This is a genomic window from Paenibacillus sp. JT22N1, assembly GCF_059692155.1.
In genome coordinates this window covers 1-18,195 of sequence record NZ_JCAUAW010000041.1, presented here as the reverse complement: position 1 = coordinate 18,195, position 18,195 = coordinate 1, and the positions used below count along the sequence as shown (strand labels likewise).

Here is an 18,195-nt window from a genome sequence, read left to right as displayed (position 1 = left end):
AGAGGGCACAAAAGACCATGGTTTCTACAAACGTAGAAACCATGGTCTTTTTACTGCAAGATTACCAGATTTCTGCTAGGATTACTTTAAAAGATGTAAAAAGGTGTGTGAACGATGCTTCAGTTGTTCGTCGATATGATTGAAAGGGTTGGATTCTTGATAGCGCTTGCGTTTGCCTTTTCTCGCAGCCGATGGATGCGCAGTTATATGAGCTATCAAGGTAACAGGACCTATCAATGGCGTTTTCTTTTCTTTTTCACTGCTTATGCGATTCTCGCCACCTACTCGGGTGTGACGGTATCCGACTTTACGTATCGACCGGCTCCATGGATCGGCGAAGTTTCCCCAACAGCGGCCATTGCCAATGCACGAACCGTTGGCGTCGTCATTGCCGGCTTGCTTGGCGGTGTGAAAAGCGGGCTCATCGTTGGTGTCGCAGCCGGCCTGCACCGCTACAGCTTGGGTGGATTTGTTGCCGTGGCTTGTATGATTGCACCTATTCTTCAAGGTGTCTTGGCTGGACTCTGCCGCAATGCGTTCAAGAAACGCTTCCGCAAGGTGTCATCTGTTCAACTCGCCTTTCTTGTTGGGTTCATGGCTGAAGCTCTGCAAATGGTACTCATTCTTGCGCTCGCCAAGCCATGGGGGGATGCTTTGAGCCTGGTTTCACTCATAGGTTTACCTCAGACTCTCGCAAACAGCATCGGGGTAGCGCTATATTTCGTGCTATACAACACGATGGAGCGTGAAGAGGAACGCATCGGCGCGGAGCATGCTCACAAAGCCCTACAAATTGCGGATATGACGATGCCACTTTGGCGATTGGAATTCGAGAAGGCGGTACGTGAAATCGCCAAAGTTTTGAATGAGGAAATGAAGGCCGTTGGTGCATTTTTCAGCAAGAATGGCTCGGCATGGGTAGCAGAAGGAAGAAAAACAAAACATTGGATCGACCTCTTCATTCATATTCCGAATCAGCGTCCGATTGGGCAATTTCGCTTGTATTTCGAACGGGAGCAGGATGATAATCCTTCTCGCAGACGAATGTTGTCCTCGCTCGCCGGTCTGCTTTCACAGCAGTATGCGTTTGTCGAGTCCGAGAGACAGTCGCAGCTGCTGGCCGATGCGGAGATTCGTTCGCTGCAGGCGCAGATGAATCCTCACTTCCTGTTTAATGTGCTGAACACAGTCAAATCGTTTATTCGTACTAAACCGGAAGAGGCCCGTCAGATGGTGATGCATTTATCAAAATTTTTACGCAAAAATATGAGCCATGGTAACCAACGCATGATCACGATACGTGACGAATACGAGTTGGTCATGTCTTACCTCAGTTTGATTAAATCACGTCTTGGGGATCAATTGGAATTTTATGCTGAAATCGATAAAAGGTTGCTGGATCATCAGATCCCTCCATTTACGATTCAACCTCTTGTCGAGAACGCCATTGTTCATGGTATCAATAATAAGAAGGGTATCGGTGTGATCAGGCTTACTGTGAAGGAGGAGCTGGACGACGGAAAGCTGCATGCGCGTATTTCAGTCGAGGACAATGGAGTTGGCTTAGAAATCGCCCGGCTTCAGAGTCATGGGGAACACGCCGGTATGGCTTTAAGGAATATCGAGCAGCGTCTAAACTACCATTACGGAAGAGAGCATCCGCTAGAAATTGAGAGCAAGCCAGGTGAAGGTACAAAAATTAGATTCTGGGTGAGGTGATAGTCGGTGGGCTGGAATATTGTGATTGCTGATGATGAAGAGCCGGCAAGGGAAGAATTAGTTTATCTCTTAGAGCAGTTCGAAGATGTGGACAAGGTGACCCCGGCGACCGGCGGTATGGATGCGATAAAGAAGGTAAAAGAACTAGCTCCGGATGTCTTATTTCTCGATATGAACATGCCGGATCTTAACGGGCTTCAAGTGGCGGAAATCATACGAGAAATCAATCCGCAGGTGAAGATTGTATTCTCCACTGCGTACGATCAATATGCCGTTCATGCGTTTAAGCTGCGTGCTTTTCATTATATGCTCAAGCCGTATGACGAAGAGGATCTAGCAATCGTCTTTCGAGAACTGCGTAAAATTCGAATGCAGAACGGATCGGGCGTCGTAGTCCATCCTTCCTCCGGAATGACAAGTGTGAAGCTAGCGCTAGAATTGGATGAAGGCATTACCTATGTGTCACCGAAGGACATCATGTATATCAGCAAAGAACTCAAACATGTACAGGTTCATCTTCATAATAAAGCCTATAACGTTTCCTATACATTAGTAGAACTGGAACAAAAGTTGGAACCATTCGGTTTTTTTCGCTGCCACAAAAGCTATCTTGTCAACCTGGCATCCATTGTTGAGATGAAGACCTGGATCAACGGTGCTTACAATCTGCGGATGGATGACCTGCTGCGAAGCAGCATACCTGTTAGTCGAAATTATGTGAAGATGCTGCGTTTGAAACTCGAAATCTAACATCATAAGGCCCCAATATGGCATGATGCGCTCCAGATATTTCGCTCGGAAACAAAACAAGCTATACTCCTTGTAAGCGTTATCAACCAATAGTCAATTGAAGAAGAAAACACTTACTAGGAGTGATAGGTATGAAAAACAAATTTACTTCGTATGTGATCTGGGGAGCGATTGCAGCGTTAGGTGCAGTTGGTTTCGCTATGCTCGCGCTTTCGAATGGCGAGAAAATTTCGGCAGCTTGGCTAATCATTGCCGCTATCTGTACATATGCTTTTGGTTATCGTTTTTACAGTCGGTTCATTGCTAAGAAAATTTACGAGTTAAATGACAAACGGGCAACCCCAGCCCATGTTCATAACGACTCTAAAGACTATGTTCCGACCAATAAATATGTCCTTTTTGGCCATCATTTCGCGGCCATCGCTGGAGCAGGACCGCTTGTTGGACCGATATTAGCCGCGCAAATGGGGTATTTGCCCAGCATTCTCTGGATTATTATCGGGGCCGTTCTTGCTGGCTGCGTACAAGACTTTGTGACCCTTGTTGGATCCATGCGTCGGGATGGAAAGTCACTCGGTCAAATGGCCAAAGACGAAGTCGGTCGATTCAGTGGTACGTTAGCGTCTATTGCAACGTTAGCGATCCTCATTATTATCGTCGCCGTTCTTGGACTCGTCGTAGTGAAAGCGCTAGCAGAATCACCGTGGGGCATGTTTACGATCGCCATGACCATGCCGATTGCCATATTTATGGGCTTTTACATGCGTTATATTCGACCTGGTAAAGTGATCGAGGGCTCCATCATTGGTTTCGTTTTATTGATGATTGCTTTATGGTCAGGGCAGTACGTAGCGGAAAGTCCAATGCTGTCCCAAATGTTTACCTTCACAGCTCCGCAAATCGCTATTTTAATGGTCGTCTATGGCTTGATTGCTTCCATTTTACCGGTTTGGGTCCTTCTTGCGCCTCGTGACTATTTGAGTTCTTTTCTGAAAATTGGTGTCATCATCTTACTTGCTGGCGGCATCATGGTCCTTTTACCGGATCTGAAAATGCCGGCTGTTACCAAATTTATTGATGGAACAGGTCCTGTATTTTCCGGCAATTTATTCCCATTCTTATTCATTACCATAGCTTGTGGAGCGGTTTCCGGTTTCCATTCTTTGATATCTTCCGGTACGACTCCGAAAATGATCGATCGAGAAAGTCATGCCCCTTTTATCGGTTTTGCCGGTATGGCTGCAGAATCCTTCGTCGCCGTTATGGCATTGATCGCGGCATGCGCCTTAGAGCCCGGCATTTACTTCGCGATGAACTCTTCACCGGCGGTGATTGGAACCGATCCAGCTGCCGTTGCTGCCAAAATCTCATCATGGGGCTTCACGCTGACGCCCGATCAGATTACAAGCACGGCCAAAGAAATCGGTGAAAAGACGATCCTCTCGCGAACAGGCGGGGCACCAACGCTTGCCGTAGGTATGGCTGAGATTTTTTCAACATTCCTAAATGGAGCCAAAGCATTCTGGTACCATTTCGCTATATTATTTGAAGCTGTCTTTATCCTAACAGCTGTAGATGCCGGTACGCGTGTTGGCCGGTTTATGCTGCAGGATTTGATCGGTAACTTCTACAAGCCATTTGGCCAAACGAAAGATTTCAAATACAATTTCATTGCTTCGCTGCTTGTTTGCTCGGCATGGGGATACTTCTTGTATCAAGGAGCGATCGATCCATTCGGGGGTATCAATTCCTTATGGGCGTTATTCGGAATCGCGAATCAAATGCTAGCTGCCATCGCTTTAGCCGTAGCGGTAACGATTATGATTAAAATGGGCAAAGCCCGCTATGCTTGGGTTGGTCTTCTGCCCTTCGTGTTCCTCTCTGTGACGACATTGACCGCCGGCTTCCAAAAAGCATTTTCCGATAACGCAAGCATCGGATTTTTAGCGGCAGCGAAGAAATACCAAGCAGGAATTGATAAAGGCCAAGTCATCGCACCTGCTAAGAACATGGATGTCATGCATCAGATTGTGACGAATAACTATATAGATGCAGGGCTGACTATCTTCTTCGGTATTGTAGTCATTCTGATGATTATTATCTCTTTACGGGTATGGTACAATATCTTGATTCAAAAGCAGAAACCTCAATTGAATGAAGCACCTTTTGTACAATCCACATTTGGAGCCTGATGCCATGAAAAAAATAACAAGCTTTACAAACAAGGTCAGTACGACAATCAAGATCATTTTCAATATCCCGGACTATGAAAGATACTTGAAGCATCAACAGGATCATCATTCGAATGAAACACCTTTGACGGAAAAAGAGTTTTACATGCTTTCCCTTCAAGAACGTTATGAAAGCGGCAAAATTAATCGCTGCTGCTAAAAGAGAAACGGAGCATTGAAGGTTGAACGACACGAAGGACCTGAGGTATAGCCTCGGGTTCTTTTTCATGTTGTCTCTATTTCTGATGTGAATGCCAGCATGCTTACACGAAATTAACACGTAGTTTACAGTGCATTGACCATTGAAACTTGGCATCAAGTTAGACTATGTCCATGGTCTCGTAACTGATGCATATGCAGCTGGATCCAATTTAAATATTCATGGAGGTTTCCTATGAAAGTAGAACTGCACTGCCATACCAATATTTCCGATGGCTCCTTCTCCTTTAATGAAGTAGTAGACTTAGCCCAGAAAGAAAAGGTAAGCCATTTGGCGATTACAAATCATGACACGACTAGAGGCCTTAACGAAATGATGATTCAGGGAAAGGAACGAGGAATCGAGATCATCCCTAGCATTGAAATATCGGCATATGATTTTAAGAGGCATAGAAGGGTTCATATATTGGGTTATTTTATCGAACCGGGGCATTCAGCTCTCGAAGATTTATGCAGCCCGCTGCTGAAACAACGCCATCAGGCCTGCTTGATCATGATCCACAATTTGATTGAAGCAGGATACGCCATCACACTGGATCAAGTCATGAGGTTTGCGGAAGGCGGCACGGGCATTTATAAACAACATATCATGCATGCGTTGATCGATAAGGGCTACACGACAACGATTTACGGAGAATTATACCGAAAACTGTTCTCACGCGGTCAGAATGGGGAGGAGCCGGGACTTGCCTATATCCCAATGAAATATGTCGATGCAAAGCTTGCCATTCAAGCGATCCGACAAGCCGGAGGAGTATCCGTTCTAGCGCATCCCGGGCAGTATCGTAATTTCGACGCCGTACCAGAACTAGTTGAAAGCGGGCTTCAGGGAATCGAGGTCTGGCACCCGTTACATGGTCCCGATGACGAAGTGAAAGCCCAAGAGTATGCACTAGAATACGATTTGGTCGTGACCGGTGGATCTGATTTTCACGGATTTTATGGAGAGAAGGAAGTGCTGCCCGGCAGTAAAAGTCCGGGGATTTCCTGCGTGGATGCCTTGAGAGAACGTACGAAAATGTGGTTCGCGAAATAATCGCAACATCAAAGGAGTTTATTAGATATGAGACAAATTCACCAGCCCAGAGCACATACTAAGCTTACAGCAGAACCTAGTATTCACGAAAGCAGCCATATTGTGAACAGCTCCGCTGGGGAGTGGTCTTCGATCGGTCCCAGTAACAAGATCATTGAATCCACGATTGGCGATTATACCTATACGATGGATGATGTGACGATTAACTATTCCGAGATCGGAAAGTTTACTTCTATCGCTTCTCATGTATGCATCAATCCTGTCAATCACCCTATGGATCGAGTAACACAGCATCACATGACCTACCGTAGGGCAGCATACGGTTTTGCAAGTACTGATGATGAAGATATTTTTGACTGGCGACGATCGAATCGGGTGACGATTGGCCATGATGTCTGGATAGGCCACGGAGCTATCGTTATGAAAGGAGTTCACATTGGAACCGGGGCGGTCATAGGTTCGGGTTCTGTCGTGACGAAAGATGTAGAGCCTTATTCGGTTGTAGTAGGGGTGCCAGCCAAACCGATTAAAGCTAGATTCCCCAAGGAAATAGTCGATAAACTCATGCAGATTGCCTGGTGGGACTGGCCTCGTGAGGTGCTCGAGGAACGTTTTCACGAATTGAATGATATGGAACATTTTATTCAAACATACAGCTGAACTTGCAAACAATGCGGATGGCATGCGGCTCAGCAGTGTCAAATTATACGTAGGAGTTGACCCAAGATGTCGGAAGAGATGAATATTATGGATCACCTCATAGCAGATATTCAGGCAGGTAAATATGATCCCGACGATAAACTGCCCTCGGAAAATGAACTTGCCGATCTGTTTCGAGTCCCTCGGATGACCGCACGGAAGGCTTACGAAAGGCTTCAGGAACTGGGTTATATCTACTCCAAGCAAGGAAAAGGCAGCTTTGTCAAAGACAGACACCAACGAATTCCATTAGTATTATCTGGCAATGAGAGCTTCAGCAAAAAGATGATAGAGCTAGGTTATAACTATCGAGCCAAAAATATTTTTTGCGAGCCTATCGAATATAACAACAAAATCTATCAGGCGCTCAGTGTGGATGAGCAGGATCGCGTATTTAAAGTGGGGATACTGCGGATTATCGACGGGGAACCGATAGCTTTGCATGCTTCTTATGTGGCAGAAACGATGTTTGGCGATATTGAAAAGACGGGGAGAGAAATTACCTCTATGTTTGAGTTTTATAAGGATAGAGGTCTTACGGAATTTCATTCCACACAAACCTTGTTAAGCGTGATGTACCCTTCTAAATATGAGCGGGAACTGCTATCTTGTTCGAGTTTGATTCCTTTATTGGTGCTAGAAAGCGAACGAGTGGAACAAACGACAGGCAGGACGCTGGAATACAGTAAAATTTTGTATCGGGGCGACTTCTTTACTTATGTGCTTTAACTAAAACTTAACATCCGCTCTGTTGGCAACAAGATATAGTAAGTCTCGGAAAGCGATCACTAGTGCATGGAGGTTTGGCTATGAGACGAAAACAAAGAACGGAAATCCTCATTAATGGATCTGCCGGGATTGCAGCCGCATTGGCACAAGAAATCAAGAACCGATATACCGTGACAACGATAGAGGAACCCAGCCACGGCTTGGTGATGGTCAAGGTGAGAGAGACCGCGCAGAAAAGCCTATTCTACCTTGGCGAAGTGTTAGTGACGGAATGTAAGGTCAAGATTGACGATCAAGTGGGCGTCGGAATCTTGAAAGGCGACGAATCAGATCTAGCTTATGATTTGGCCGTGATTGATGCAGCATTCGAGGCGCGTCTGAAGGAAACAGCCGCTTGGTCAGCCATACTATTGGCCGAAGCCGACAGAATCGCAGAAGAGCGAAAGGCGTTCGATGCGAAAGTGTTAAGGACCAAAGTGAATTTTGAAACGATGGACACGGATTGAAAGGAGCAAACACGATGAAGCTGGATCTGGTGCATGATATACAAACTTCTTATCGCAAAGTAGTGGATTCCATGTCGAGGCCAGGATTGATTTCTGATCTTTCCGAAGAGGTCGAGAAGCTGGATATGGACGCCGGTTGTTTTCCTTCTACACTTGTGTTGGCCATGATGCTGCTGGATACGGAGGTTACGTTCAAAGTATTTTCCGAAAAAGGAGATCAGGTCACTCATCTGTTCAGACAATTGACCTATGCTAAAACATCGGAAGCGGAGCAAGCGGATTTTATCTTTATTCTGCAGGATGCAGCAGTGGGGGATTTGCAAAATGTTCTTGATAAAGCAAAGATCGGAACACTGATCGATCCTCACGATTCCGCCACAATAGTTATTGAGACCGTGGGCTTATCTAAGGACAGCACGTTAAGGTTAACGGGTCCGGGAATCGAACACGCCGCGTTCGCCCAGATTTTACTGGACGTGGACTGGATGGAGCTTCGGGAGGAGAGAAACTCAGAGTTTCCGCTGGGATTAGACCTTATTTTTATCGATTCAGCGAATCATCTCCTCTGCTTGCCAAGGACAACCCAGATTACGAATGAGGGGGACAAATAAATGGGCTATGTCGCGGTGAAAGGCGGAACTTCAGCTATTGAGGAGTCCTTAAAACGAATCCAATACGAACGGGTCAAACAAAAAACGGTGCTGGACATCGGGAAGATTGAAGGCGGAATGAGAGGCTTGATCGATCAGGTTATGTCGGAAAGCAGTCTTTACAGCGAAACATTGGCAGCCATCGCCATCAAGCAAGCGGAAGGCAGCCCGGAGGAAGCGGTTTTTTTGATGAGAGCTTACCGCTCCACACTTCCGAGAAAGCATTATACGAGAACGGCGGTTTCTGAGCAGATGCATGTGGAAAGAAGAATCTCCGCCAGTTTCAAAGACATCCCTGGCGGACAGATTCTCGGAGCTTCAACGGATTATAGCCATCGCTTGCTAGATTTCGACCTGATCGATGAAACGGAAGCTGCGATTAGCGAATGGTTGATTGCGTTTGAGCATTGTGATGACTCAGGTCAGGAGAATCGAGAGCAAGATACCGATTTAGCCCAGGTACCTAAAGTGCTTGATTATTTGAGAAAAGAAGGCCTCGTAGCTGATTGTCCTGTGGATGTTCAGGAGCCCGATGATGTAACGAGAAAGAGCCTAGCGTTTCCCGCCAGCCGCAGTCAGAAGCTGCAAATTTTAACCAGGGGCCAGACAGGGACGGTTACTTCGATGGCGTATGCAGTCATCCGCGGTTACGGGGCTGTCCATCCTACCGTTGGAGAGCTGCGAGTCGGTCGGCTGCCCATGTATATTGACAATCCACTGCATGCAATGGGCGATGAGGACGACGCTTATTACATTGGAGAAATCAAGGTAACCGAAGTGGAGATGCTGGTGCCAGTATCTGTGGATAAAGATAAAGGCAGGAAAGAGCTTGAACTCGAGTTCGGCTATGGACTTTGCTTCGGACAAAATGAAACCAAAGCGATCGCCATGAGCATTTTAGATAAAAGTCTCGAGCGAGGGGACCGTTCCATTCCGACGCAGAATGAGGAATTCGTGCTTTATCATATCGACTCGGTAGAATCCACAGGGTTTATTTCACACTTGAAAATGCCGCACTATGTCACCTTTCAATCGAAGCTAAACGACGTGCGCAAAACAAAGCAAATCCAAACCGAGCAAGCTCAAGAGGTGTAACCAATGCAAATCCAATATAATTACGCTTTTTTTGATGAAGGCTCGAAAAGGGAAATCCGAAGAGCAACCTTGAAAGCCATTGCGATCCCTGGATATCAGGTACCGTTCGCCTCCCGTGAGATGCCAATTGGCAGAGGATGGGGAACCGGAGGGCTTCAGCTTACTCTGTCTCTTATTGGGAAGAAGGATGCGCTCAAAGTGATCGACCAAGGTTCGGACGAATCGGTCAATGCGGTGAGTATTAAAAAATTGATTCAAAAAACGACCGGCGTAGAAACCGTCGATGAGACAGCGGAAGCCACGCTCATTCAATCGAGACATCGCGTTCCTGAAATTCCGCTAAAGCCGGGCCAAATACTGGTTCTGCAGGTACCGATGCCGGAACCGCTGCGGATCATTGAATCCAGCGAGATGGAGACCAAAAAGCTGCATGGGGAAAAAGATTACAGCGGCGCGTGGTTGGTGTTGTTCGAGCAGATCATGAAATACAGAAATATGACGACCGGATCCGACCATCCCGTCATGGTGCATGAGCGATACGTTATGGCTCCGAGTCCGATACCGAAGTTCGACAATCCGAAGTTAAATAGTTCGGAATCGCTGATTCTGCTAGGCGCAGGACGGGAGAAAAAGATTTATGCGGTGCCTCCCTATACCCGGGTCGTCTCCCTTTCGTTTGAAGATGTCCCATTCGAGGTGGAATCGTTTCTTGGCAAGTGCTGCAAGCAGTGCGGAGCCCAAGGGGTGTTCCTGGACGAGCTCTTTGACACCAAAGAGGAAGTTACCTACTACCAGTGCAATGATACAAGCTATTGTATAAGCCGAATGAATCAGCAGTCCTTATAAAGAGGTGATGTGAAGATGGATGAAAATGTAGCTCCGATCTTGACCGTAAAAAATTTGAATAAGCAATTCGGAAGTGGATGCGATCAATGCGAGAAACCGTCCGACAGAAAAAGGAAATTGGTCAAAAACTATTGCCCCATTTGCGGTACCGTCTATTCGTGTCAAGAGGTTACTTTTGACCTGTATCCGGGGGAAGTGCTCGGGATTGTAGGCGAGAGCGGCAGCGGTAAGTCGACGTTGATGCGATGCTTGTATTTCGATCAAGAAGTAACGAGCGGTGAAGCTCTCCTGAAGTTCTATAAAGACGGTGAGAGCAATCTGTTCGAAGTATCTTCACAACAAAAAAGATATCTCAGAAATCATTTGATGGGCAAAGTATACCAAAATCCGGTGCTCGGTTTGAGAATGGGATTTACCTCTATCGGCAACATTGCCGAGAAAATGATCGCAGCCGGAAATCGGCGTGTAGGGGCAATGCAAGCGAGGGGAAGTGAACTGCTGGAGCGGGTTCATATTCCCGTATACCGGATGAAGGAAGCACCGAAAAACTTCTCCGGAGGTATGCAGCAGCGGGTTCAAATCGCAAAGGCATTATCCAATAACCCGCCTATTCTTCTCTTGGATGAAGTGACGACAGGACTCGACTTATCGGTCCAAGCTAATGTGCTCGATTTAATAAAGCATTTGCAGCGGGAGTTAGGCATCAGCATTCTGCTTGTATCCCATGATCTAGGCGTCATCCGCATGCTGGCGGATCGTACGATGGTGATGTTGGACGGTCAAGTGGTTGAACAAGGGTTAACCGACCAAATTCTTGAAGACCCACAGCATGCGTATACACAGCAGTTGGTTCATTCCTTACTTTAGGTAATCCAATAATGGAGGCAGCGACATGTATCTCATCACTAACGGACTCATTATTACGGAAGAGGCGATTCTTGAAGGATTCGATCTACTCATCAAACAGGACCGGATTGAGCGGATTGCCCTGCGCGGAGAGATTGAACGGAATGAACATACCGAGGTGATCGATGCGGCAGGGGGCTACATTTCCCCAGGGTTCATCGATATTCATTCCGATTACATTGAGCATATGACGGCACCTAGGCCCACCTCTCTGATGGATTTCAATCTGAGCCTCAGAGAAACGGAAAAAGAACTGATCTCTCACGGTATCACAACGATGTATCACTCACTGTCGATTTTCAAAAGCGTTGATTACAAATACCGGCCGATTCGTGAGTCGCACAATGTGCGTAAATTAATCGATTTGATCGATCAGACGCACACGAGCAAGCACCTGGTCCGACATCGGTTTCATGCGAGATTTGAGATCGACAATCTAGATGAGATTGATAATTTAAAGAGCTATATCACTGAGAAGAAAGTCCATCTGATCTCATTCATGGATCATACGCCTGGCCAAGGACAATATCGGGATTTGGAAATCTATAAAAAAACGGTCAAAGGGTATGATGATTTAAGCGATGAAGGCATCGCTGTACTCATAGCCAATCATCAAACCAAGCAAAAATTAACCGTTGAGGGAATTCGGGAAATTGCACAGTTGGCTAAAGACAATCAGATTGCCATTGCCTCTCATGACGATGATTCACTTGAAAAGCTGGAACTGGTGCAGAGCTTTGGCGCTGTCATCAGCGAATTCCCGATTACGCTTGCGATTGCCAAGAAAGCGAAAGAATTAGGAATGTACACGGTAGCGGGTGCGCCGAATGTGATTTTGGGTGGTTCGCACAGCGGAAATTTATCAGCAGCTGAAGCGGTTTGCGAGGACAGCATTGATATTTTATGCAGCGATTATTATCCGGCCGCCATGCTTCATGCTGTATTTCATCTTGTTAATCACTGTCAGAAGGACCTTGTAGACATGTTTAAGATGGTCTCCCTTCATCCAGCAAAAGCTGTGAATATCGATGAGGAAGTGGGCTCCATACGAGAAGGGAAGAAAGCTGATCTTCTCATTATTGAGAAGATCGAACCTGATTTCCCGGTCATTACAACCGTATTTGTAGACGGAAAGCTAATACAGAAAACCAATTACAGGATCTGATAGGGGTGATTCCGTGGAAAATATACTAACGATTGAACATTTGTCCAAATCCTTCACTTTGCATAACTTAAACAAACAGATCAAAGCGATTGAGAACGTAAGTTTCTTTCTGAAAGAAGGAGAATTTGTCGGAATCACCGGAAAAAGCGGAAGCGGAAAATCAACGGTTCTAAGATGCATTCATCGTACTTATTTACCGCAAGAAGGCCATATTTGGTACAACTCCAAAAAATATGGGCAAATTGATTTGGTGCATGCAGCCGAGAGAACGATTATCGAGCTGCGCAAGTATGAGATTGGCTATGTATCACAGTTTCTTAATGTAATGCCCCGAACGACGGCAAGAGAATTGGTGAAGCATGCGATTGTAGAGATGGGGCATAAAGCCGATTTTGCCGACCGGGAGACAGAAAAGATGCTGGATCATTTCGATTTGGATCACAGCTTGTGGGACAGTTACCCTGCTACCTTCTCGGGAGGTGAAAAGCTTCGTTTAAACATCGCAAGAGCAATGGTGAAGCGGCCTAGGCTGCTGCTGCTTGATGAACCGACGGCAAGTCTTGATCATAGTTCGAAAATCAAAGTAAAAGTATTGATTGAACAGTTGATGCAAGAAGGAACAACAATGCTTGGGATCTTCCATGATCTTGAATTCATGCAGAATTTATGTACCCGGGAATACAATATCCAGGGTGGCCAGTTTGTAGTGGCAGCTAGATAGCAACTAAAGACAAGAGATCACAACGAAATCTTCATACTGCATTAACAGTCCGTTGATAAATAACGAGTATCGTTAACTTGTACGGCAAAACTAGAATTTATAAAAGGAGAGTATGGAATATGAAGAAAATGTTAGGTCTTGTACTATCTTTATCTCTCGTAGCCGTTGTTGCAGGTTGTGGTATGAAAGAAGCAAATTCTCAAGGGGCGGCGTCTGCACCTGTCAAAACGAAAGATATCATTACGATCGCTTGGTATCCGAATGAATCAGGTGGGGATCTGAAAGACGCTAGAGATGAAATTGGAAAGGCCGTTGAAAAAGCGACCGGTAAGAAAGTGGAGCATAAAACGACGACAGATTATATTATCGCGATTGAGGCGATTGCGAATGGGAATGCTGATTTAGCCTTTATGGGGCCTCAAGGATACATTGAAGCAAATACGAAAAATAAAAAGGTTCAACCACTCGTCGTACAAAGTGGAGAATCCGGGACACTGGACGATGCGGTCTACTATAGTTGGCTCAATGTGAGGAAAGGAGAAGAAGCGGCTTATAAAAGCGGCAGCGATTTTTCGCTCGATAACATTGCCGGTAAAAAATTCTCCTTCGTTTCAAACAGCTCTACATCCGGATTTAAAGTACCATCCTCTGGCATTGTAAGTTATTTTAGCAAAAAAGATAAATATAAAAGTTTAACTGCAGACGATTTGCTTCAAGGCGGGAAGGACAAGTTCTTCACAGAAGTACTGTTCGGAGGGTCTCACCAAGGATCCGCAGTAAACCTACTGACGGGCAAAGCCGATGTTGCCGCCTTCTGTGACACTTGCGTTGCCAACTATGTGGAATTGTCATCCGGAACTGCGAATAAGCCTGGAGCTGTCTACAAAGTGAAGCAAGGTGCTGCCGAGCCGTTTAATACCCAAATAGGAAAAGAATTTTCGCTTATTTCTGTTACGCCGGTGCTAAATTCACCATTTGCCATCAATACAGGAACCATTAGTGCGGAAGACACAAAAAAATTGAAAGATACATTTACATCGGATGAAGTAACCAAAAACGAGAAGATCTTTCTTCCGAAGGATTCCAAAGCTTCGGGATTGTTCAAGATGAAGTCGGGTAAGGAGCATTTCCTATCTGTAGAAGATTCTTGGTTCAACCCAGTTAGAGAACTATCGAAGTAATCGTCAGACTGATCGTCATTCGAAAATAAAACGTTTGGGAGTTACCCATGACAACCTTATTGGAATTCAAGAATGTGTCGAAACAATACGGTTCTGAAACAAAGGCGTTATCGAATATTAACTTCGCTGTTAAAGAAGGAGAATTTGTTTCGATCATTGGACCCTCGGGAGCGGGGAAATCAACGCTCCTTCGTTGTATCAACCGGATGATTGATGCTAGCAGCGGAGAGATTGTTTTTGATGGCGCCAATGTTTCGGCATTTAAGAAAAAAGAGTTGAAGCGATTACGAACCAGAATCGGGATGATTTTTCAACATAACAATTTGGTCAATCGGTTGAGCGTCATCGAAAACGTCCTTCATGGCCGACTCGGTTACAAGTCTACCTTGGCTGGTGCCTTAGGTTTGTACAACGATGAAGAAAAACGTCAGGCATTCAATATCTTGCAGATCCTAGGTTTGGAAGAGCAGATTTACAAAAGATGTGACCAGCTAAGCGGCGGTCAGAAGCAGCGGGTAGGGATTGCCAGGGCTTTAATCCAAGCACCTAGAATGCTGCTTTGTGACGAGCCGATCGCTTCTTTGGATCCCAATGCATCCAAGGTTATTATGGATCATTTGAAGAACATTTCGTCCTCCATGGGAATAACCGTTGTCGTCAATCTCCATCAAGTTGATGTTGCTTTGAAATACTCGGACCGAATAATAGGCGTCAATAAGGGAAGAGTTGTATACGACGGTGTGCCAGAGGGAATCAAGGCAGACGAACTCCAAAGCATTTATGGTTCTGAGGTGGGAAACAACCTGAGTGACCTCGGAGGTCAACATGCAGGGTAATTTCTTTGCCGCAAAAAGAAGAAACTCCATCCTGTATGGTGTCTTATTGATTGTATTGACTTTGGTCGCCATTGTCATAACGGAATATAACGTCGTGAAAGGATTTACTTCTATACCGAAGGCGATAGACTGGGCAGCTTCTAACTTCTATCCAAATGAAAAAGCAATGAAAAGACTGCCGGACATCTTGGACAAGCTGGTTGAAACCGTATTAATCTCTATCGCTGCTACAACTGTCGCTGCCGTGTTTGCACTTCTGTGCGCAATATTAGGTTCCAACACAACAGGTGTTAACGGGATACTAGGCTACTTTTGCAGAGGTATCGCAACCCTATTCCGCAACATTGATGTAGCGGCATGGTCGATGATATTGCTTTTATCATTTGGTCAAAGCGTCTTGACCGGTTATTTCGCTCTATTTTTTGGATCCTTTGGTTTTCTGACTAGGGCTTTTATGGAATCAATCGATGAAGTGAGTTCCAGTTCCGTTGAAGCTTTAAAGGCTACAGGGGCAAGCTATCTCTCGATTATATGCCAGTCTGTTATTCCTGCAAGTATGCCTCAGCTCTTGAGTTGGATCTTATTTATGGTGGAAACGAATATTCGTCATGCCACACTAATAGGCATTCTGACAGGGACGGGAATTGGATTCTTGTTTAGTTTATATTATAAAAGCTTGAATTATAGCTCTGCGAGTTTGATCGTTTTCGTCATCGTGATCACCATACTCGTCATCGAATATGTTTCCAATTATGTGAGGAGGGTGATCTTGTAAATGGAATGGGATGAATCAGTAAGAGCTGTATATGATACATCTGAGAAACAAGTTAAGCAGAATCATAACCAACCTATTAAGGCTAGGCCCTTTAACTTGGCTTCATTCGTTATACAAATCACCCTAGTCACATTAGTTGTACTGACCTTATATGGATTCAGCAGTTTCGATTACAAAGGCATCAGTCTTCTCGAAGGTATTCAATCAGCGGCTGTTACGGTTAAAACGATGTTTCTGGAGCCACACTTCCAGCATTTTACTTTTGTTGACGGTCTTAAGCAAGTAGTTGTTACGCTTGGGCTCGCTTTTCTGACGACACTGTTTGGTGCGGTGATCGCCTTGTTTCTAGGGCTGCTGGCTGCCCGGAACTTATCCTCGAATGGGGTTTCGATGATCATCAAAGGGTTAGTTGCTATCATTAGAGCTGTTCCAACGGTGTTGTGGGTACTGATCTTTGCCGTTGCCGCCGGTCTCGGTAGTGTGGCAGCCGTCATCGGCATGACCTTTCACTCCGTAAGTTATTTAGTTAAAGCTTATTCGGAGTCTTTCGAAGAATTGGATCATGGTGTTGTAGAAGCTCTAAGGGCAAGCGGCGCCAATTGGTGGCAGATTGTGTTTCAAGCCGTCATCCCTTCCTGCATAACGTATATCATTTCTTGGACCTTCATGCGGTTTGAAATTAACTTTGCCGTTGCAGTCGCCATGGGCGCAGCAGCCGGCGCTGGCGGGATCGGGTTTGATATGTTTATGGCAAGCGGATTTTATTATGATCTCAGAGAAGTTGGGGGAATTACCTATTTCATTTTAATTTTTGCCATCGTGCTTGAGGTTATGGCAAATAGAATTAAAAGAAAGCTACGAGCAACTATGTGAGGCGAGAGCATGGATACAAAAAAACTCGACACCGCTGGTGGTTAAGACCAGTGACATCGAGTTTTTATTTTTTTCTCACAAAAATGGAGCTCCAGCATCTTTAAAGGCTGCCTTCATTTCCTGTGTTATGGCAGAATCGCTGATAATTCCGATGGTTTCTTGGACTTCCCCTATCACAAACAGGGAGCTTCGGCTGAACTTGGAATGATCGGCAACGAGGTAAGTTTCCATGGACTGCTTCATCATGCGCCGATTGGTTTCGGCTTCGAGCTCATTATAAATCATCATGCCGCGGGATAACGAGACACCGTCCACACCCATGAAAGTTTTGCGAATGCTGAGATTTTCTAACGTTGCATTGGCGAGTGGTCCCGACAGCTCGAAAGTTTGGGTGCGAATTACCCCACCCGTTAGAATGAGCTGCAGTCCCGGCGTTCCGATCAGTTCATAGGCGATATTAACCGCATTCGTGATTACGGTAAGGTTCTTGAATTGGTTAAGCTTTTTAGCGATAAATGTGGTCGTCGTACCACCGGTTAAACCAATGATATCGCCATCTTCAATATAGCGCAGCGCCTTGTCGGCGATTTCTTTCTTCTCATCCGTGTAGAGGTCCATTTTGTTGAAAAAAGGGACTTCGACCTTTAGGCTTTCAAGCACGGCGCCTCCAAAGGTGCGGATGCAGCGCTTCTCTTGTTCGAGTATCTCAAGATCCCGTCTAGCGGTTGCTTCCGATACAGCAAACTGCTTGACGATATCGGTCAAGGCAATGGAACCTTTATCTTTAATGGCTTGCATAATCGCATCGCGGCGAATGTCTGTCTTTCCCATGGTACCTCCTAAAAGCAGATCCTTATTCTTCCTGTAGATAACGCTTTCTTATATCTTATCATGTCAACGGATAAGCCGTCCATCGGATGGGGGCGAAGATTGGAAGCGCGGAGCGTGATCCGCCACATAAGGGTTGCTAGAGACTCTTATTTGAGTGGAAAGTGCCAGAAAAGCAAAAATAGCAGTCTCTAGAGGCTCTTATTTGCTCAGATTTGAAGTTAGACTAAACAGTAGACACAGACTAAGGAACAACCTTTATAATAAATTTATCTAATAAAAGGTTGAGGTGTCCCCCTGTGAGCACACAAAGAGAAAGTTATGATGAAGAATTTAAACGTAATACGATTGAACACATGGAGTCTTCAGGTAAGAAACCGACGCAAATAGCCAGAGAATTAAACATTCCTAAAAGTACCCTAAGTCACTG

General features: G+C 45.4%; 19 protein-coding genes. 18 read left to right on the top strand and 1 reads right to left on the bottom strand.

The genetic code is table 11. The features are described from left to right. Nucleotides 1–114: 114 nt before the first annotated feature. The 18 genes from AC58UU_RS38355 to AC58UU_RS38270 all read left to right on the top strand — a co-directional run bounded on the left by AC58UU_RS38355 (nt 115) and on the right by AC58UU_RS38270 (nt 16,937). A complete protein-coding gene (locus tag AC58UU_RS38355; protein ID WP_497322712.1) occupies nt 115–1,719 on the top strand; it encodes a LytS/YhcK type 5TM receptor domain-containing protein in 1,605 nt (534 codons plus the stop codon). A 6-nt stretch (nt 1,720–1,725) separates the two neighbouring features. Continuing rightward, nucleotides 1,726–2,469, top strand: coding sequence for a LytR/AlgR family response regulator transcription factor (locus AC58UU_RS38350; RefSeq protein WP_497322711.1), 744 nt, complete (start codon nt 1,726–1,728; stop codon nt 2,467–2,469). Between the two features lie 131 nt (nt 2,470–2,600). Next, on the top strand, nt 2,601–4,661 hold the full coding sequence (locus AC58UU_RS38345; RefSeq protein ID WP_497322709.1) for a carbon starvation CstA family protein: 2,061 nt from the start codon (nt 2,601–2,603) through the stop codon (nt 4,659–4,661). Between the two features lie 4 nt (nt 4,662–4,665). Then, on the top strand, nt 4,666–4,860 hold the full coding sequence (locus tag AC58UU_RS38340) for a CstA-like transporter-associated (seleno)protein (RefSeq protein ID WP_173191430.1): 195 nt from the start codon (nt 4,666–4,668) through the stop codon (nt 4,858–4,860). Nucleotides 4,861–5,094: 234 nt separating this feature from the next. Continuing rightward, nucleotides 5,095–5,955, top strand: coding sequence for a PHP domain-containing protein (locus tag AC58UU_RS38335; RefSeq protein ID WP_497322707.1), 861 nt, complete (start codon nt 5,095–5,097; stop codon nt 5,953–5,955). A 27-nt stretch (nt 5,956–5,982) separates the two neighbouring features. Next, the gene (locus AC58UU_RS38330) at nt 5,983–6,615 is read left to right on the top strand and encodes a DapH/DapD/GlmU-related protein (protein WP_497322706.1); all 633 of its coding nucleotides are present in this window, start codon (nt 5,983–5,985) and stop codon (nt 6,613–6,615) included. Nucleotides 6,616–6,681: 66 nt separating this feature from the next. Continuing rightward, nucleotides 6,682–7,383, top strand: a complete 702-nt coding sequence (locus tag AC58UU_RS38325) for a GntR family transcriptional regulator (protein WP_497322705.1) — start codon at nt 6,682–6,684, stop codon at nt 7,381–7,383. Nucleotides 7,384–7,463: 80 nt separating this feature from the next. After that, the gene (gene phnG / locus AC58UU_RS38320) at nt 7,464–7,889 is read left to right on the top strand and encodes a phosphonate C-P lyase system protein PhnG (RefSeq protein ID WP_497322704.1); all 426 of its coding nucleotides are present in this window, start codon (nt 7,464–7,466) and stop codon (nt 7,887–7,889) included. Nucleotides 7,890–7,903: 14 nt separating this feature from the next. Next, nucleotides 7,904–8,500 carry a phosphonate C-P lyase system protein PhnH gene (gene phnH, locus AC58UU_RS38315; RefSeq protein ID WP_497322703.1) on the top strand — a complete coding sequence of 199 codons (597 nt, stop codon included), beginning with the start codon at nt 7,904–7,906 and terminating at the stop codon, nt 8,498–8,500. Next, a complete protein-coding gene (locus AC58UU_RS38310; RefSeq protein WP_497322702.1) occupies nt 8,501–9,634 on the top strand; it encodes a carbon-phosphorus lyase complex subunit PhnI in 1,134 nt (377 codons plus the stop codon). A gap of 3 nt (nt 9,635–9,637) precedes the next feature. After that, nucleotides 9,638–10,480: an alpha-D-ribose 1-methylphosphonate 5-phosphate C-P-lyase PhnJ gene (locus AC58UU_RS38305; RefSeq protein ID WP_497322701.1), complete on the top strand. Its 843-nt coding sequence runs from the start codon at nt 9,638–9,640 to the stop codon at nt 10,478–10,480. A gap of 15 nt (nt 10,481–10,495) precedes the next feature. Further along, nucleotides 10,496–11,347, top strand: coding sequence for an ATP-binding cassette domain-containing protein (locus AC58UU_RS38300; RefSeq protein WP_497322700.1), 852 nt, complete (start codon nt 10,496–10,498; stop codon nt 11,345–11,347). 25 nt (nt 11,348–11,372) lie between these two features. Next, complete coding sequence (phnM, locus tag AC58UU_RS38295; RefSeq protein ID WP_497322699.1) at nt 11,373–12,551, top strand: phosphonate metabolism protein PhnM; 1,179 nt, start codon at nt 11,373–11,375, stop codon at nt 12,549–12,551. Between the two features lie 13 nt (nt 12,552–12,564). Next, nucleotides 12,565–13,272, top strand: a complete 708-nt coding sequence (locus AC58UU_RS38290; RefSeq protein WP_497322698.1) for a phosphonate C-P lyase system protein PhnL — start codon at nt 12,565–12,567, stop codon at nt 13,270–13,272. A gap of 119 nt (nt 13,273–13,391) precedes the next feature. Beyond that, entirely contained in the window at nt 13,392–14,453 is a 1,062-nt protein-coding gene (locus AC58UU_RS38285; RefSeq protein WP_497322697.1) for a PhnD/SsuA/transferrin family substrate-binding protein, read from the top strand. A 47-nt stretch (nt 14,454–14,500) separates the two neighbouring features. Further along, nucleotides 14,501–15,289: a phosphonate ABC transporter ATP-binding protein gene (phnC, locus tag AC58UU_RS38280; protein WP_497322696.1), complete on the top strand. Its 789-nt coding sequence runs from the start codon at nt 14,501–14,503 to the stop codon at nt 15,287–15,289. Next, nucleotides 15,279–16,064: a PhnE/PtxC family ABC transporter permease gene (locus tag AC58UU_RS38275; protein WP_497322695.1), complete on the top strand. Its 786-nt coding sequence runs from the start codon at nt 15,279–15,281 to the stop codon at nt 16,062–16,064. Before phnC ends, AC58UU_RS38275 begins: the two co-directional genes overlap by 11 nt. Then, nucleotides 16,065–16,937: a PhnE/PtxC family ABC transporter permease gene (locus AC58UU_RS38270; RefSeq protein WP_497322694.1), complete on the top strand. Its 873-nt coding sequence runs from the start codon at nt 16,065–16,067 to the stop codon at nt 16,935–16,937. Between the two features lie 75 nt (nt 16,938–17,012). On the opposite strand, the gene AC58UU_RS38265 is transcribed toward AC58UU_RS38270, so the two are convergent. Then, nucleotides 17,013–17,768 carry a DeoR/GlpR family DNA-binding transcription regulator gene (locus AC58UU_RS38265; RefSeq protein WP_171693829.1) on the bottom strand — a complete coding sequence of 252 codons (756 nt, stop codon included), beginning with the start codon at nt 17,766–17,768 and terminating at the stop codon, nt 17,013–17,015. Nucleotides 17,769–18,195 lie beyond the last annotated feature (427 nt).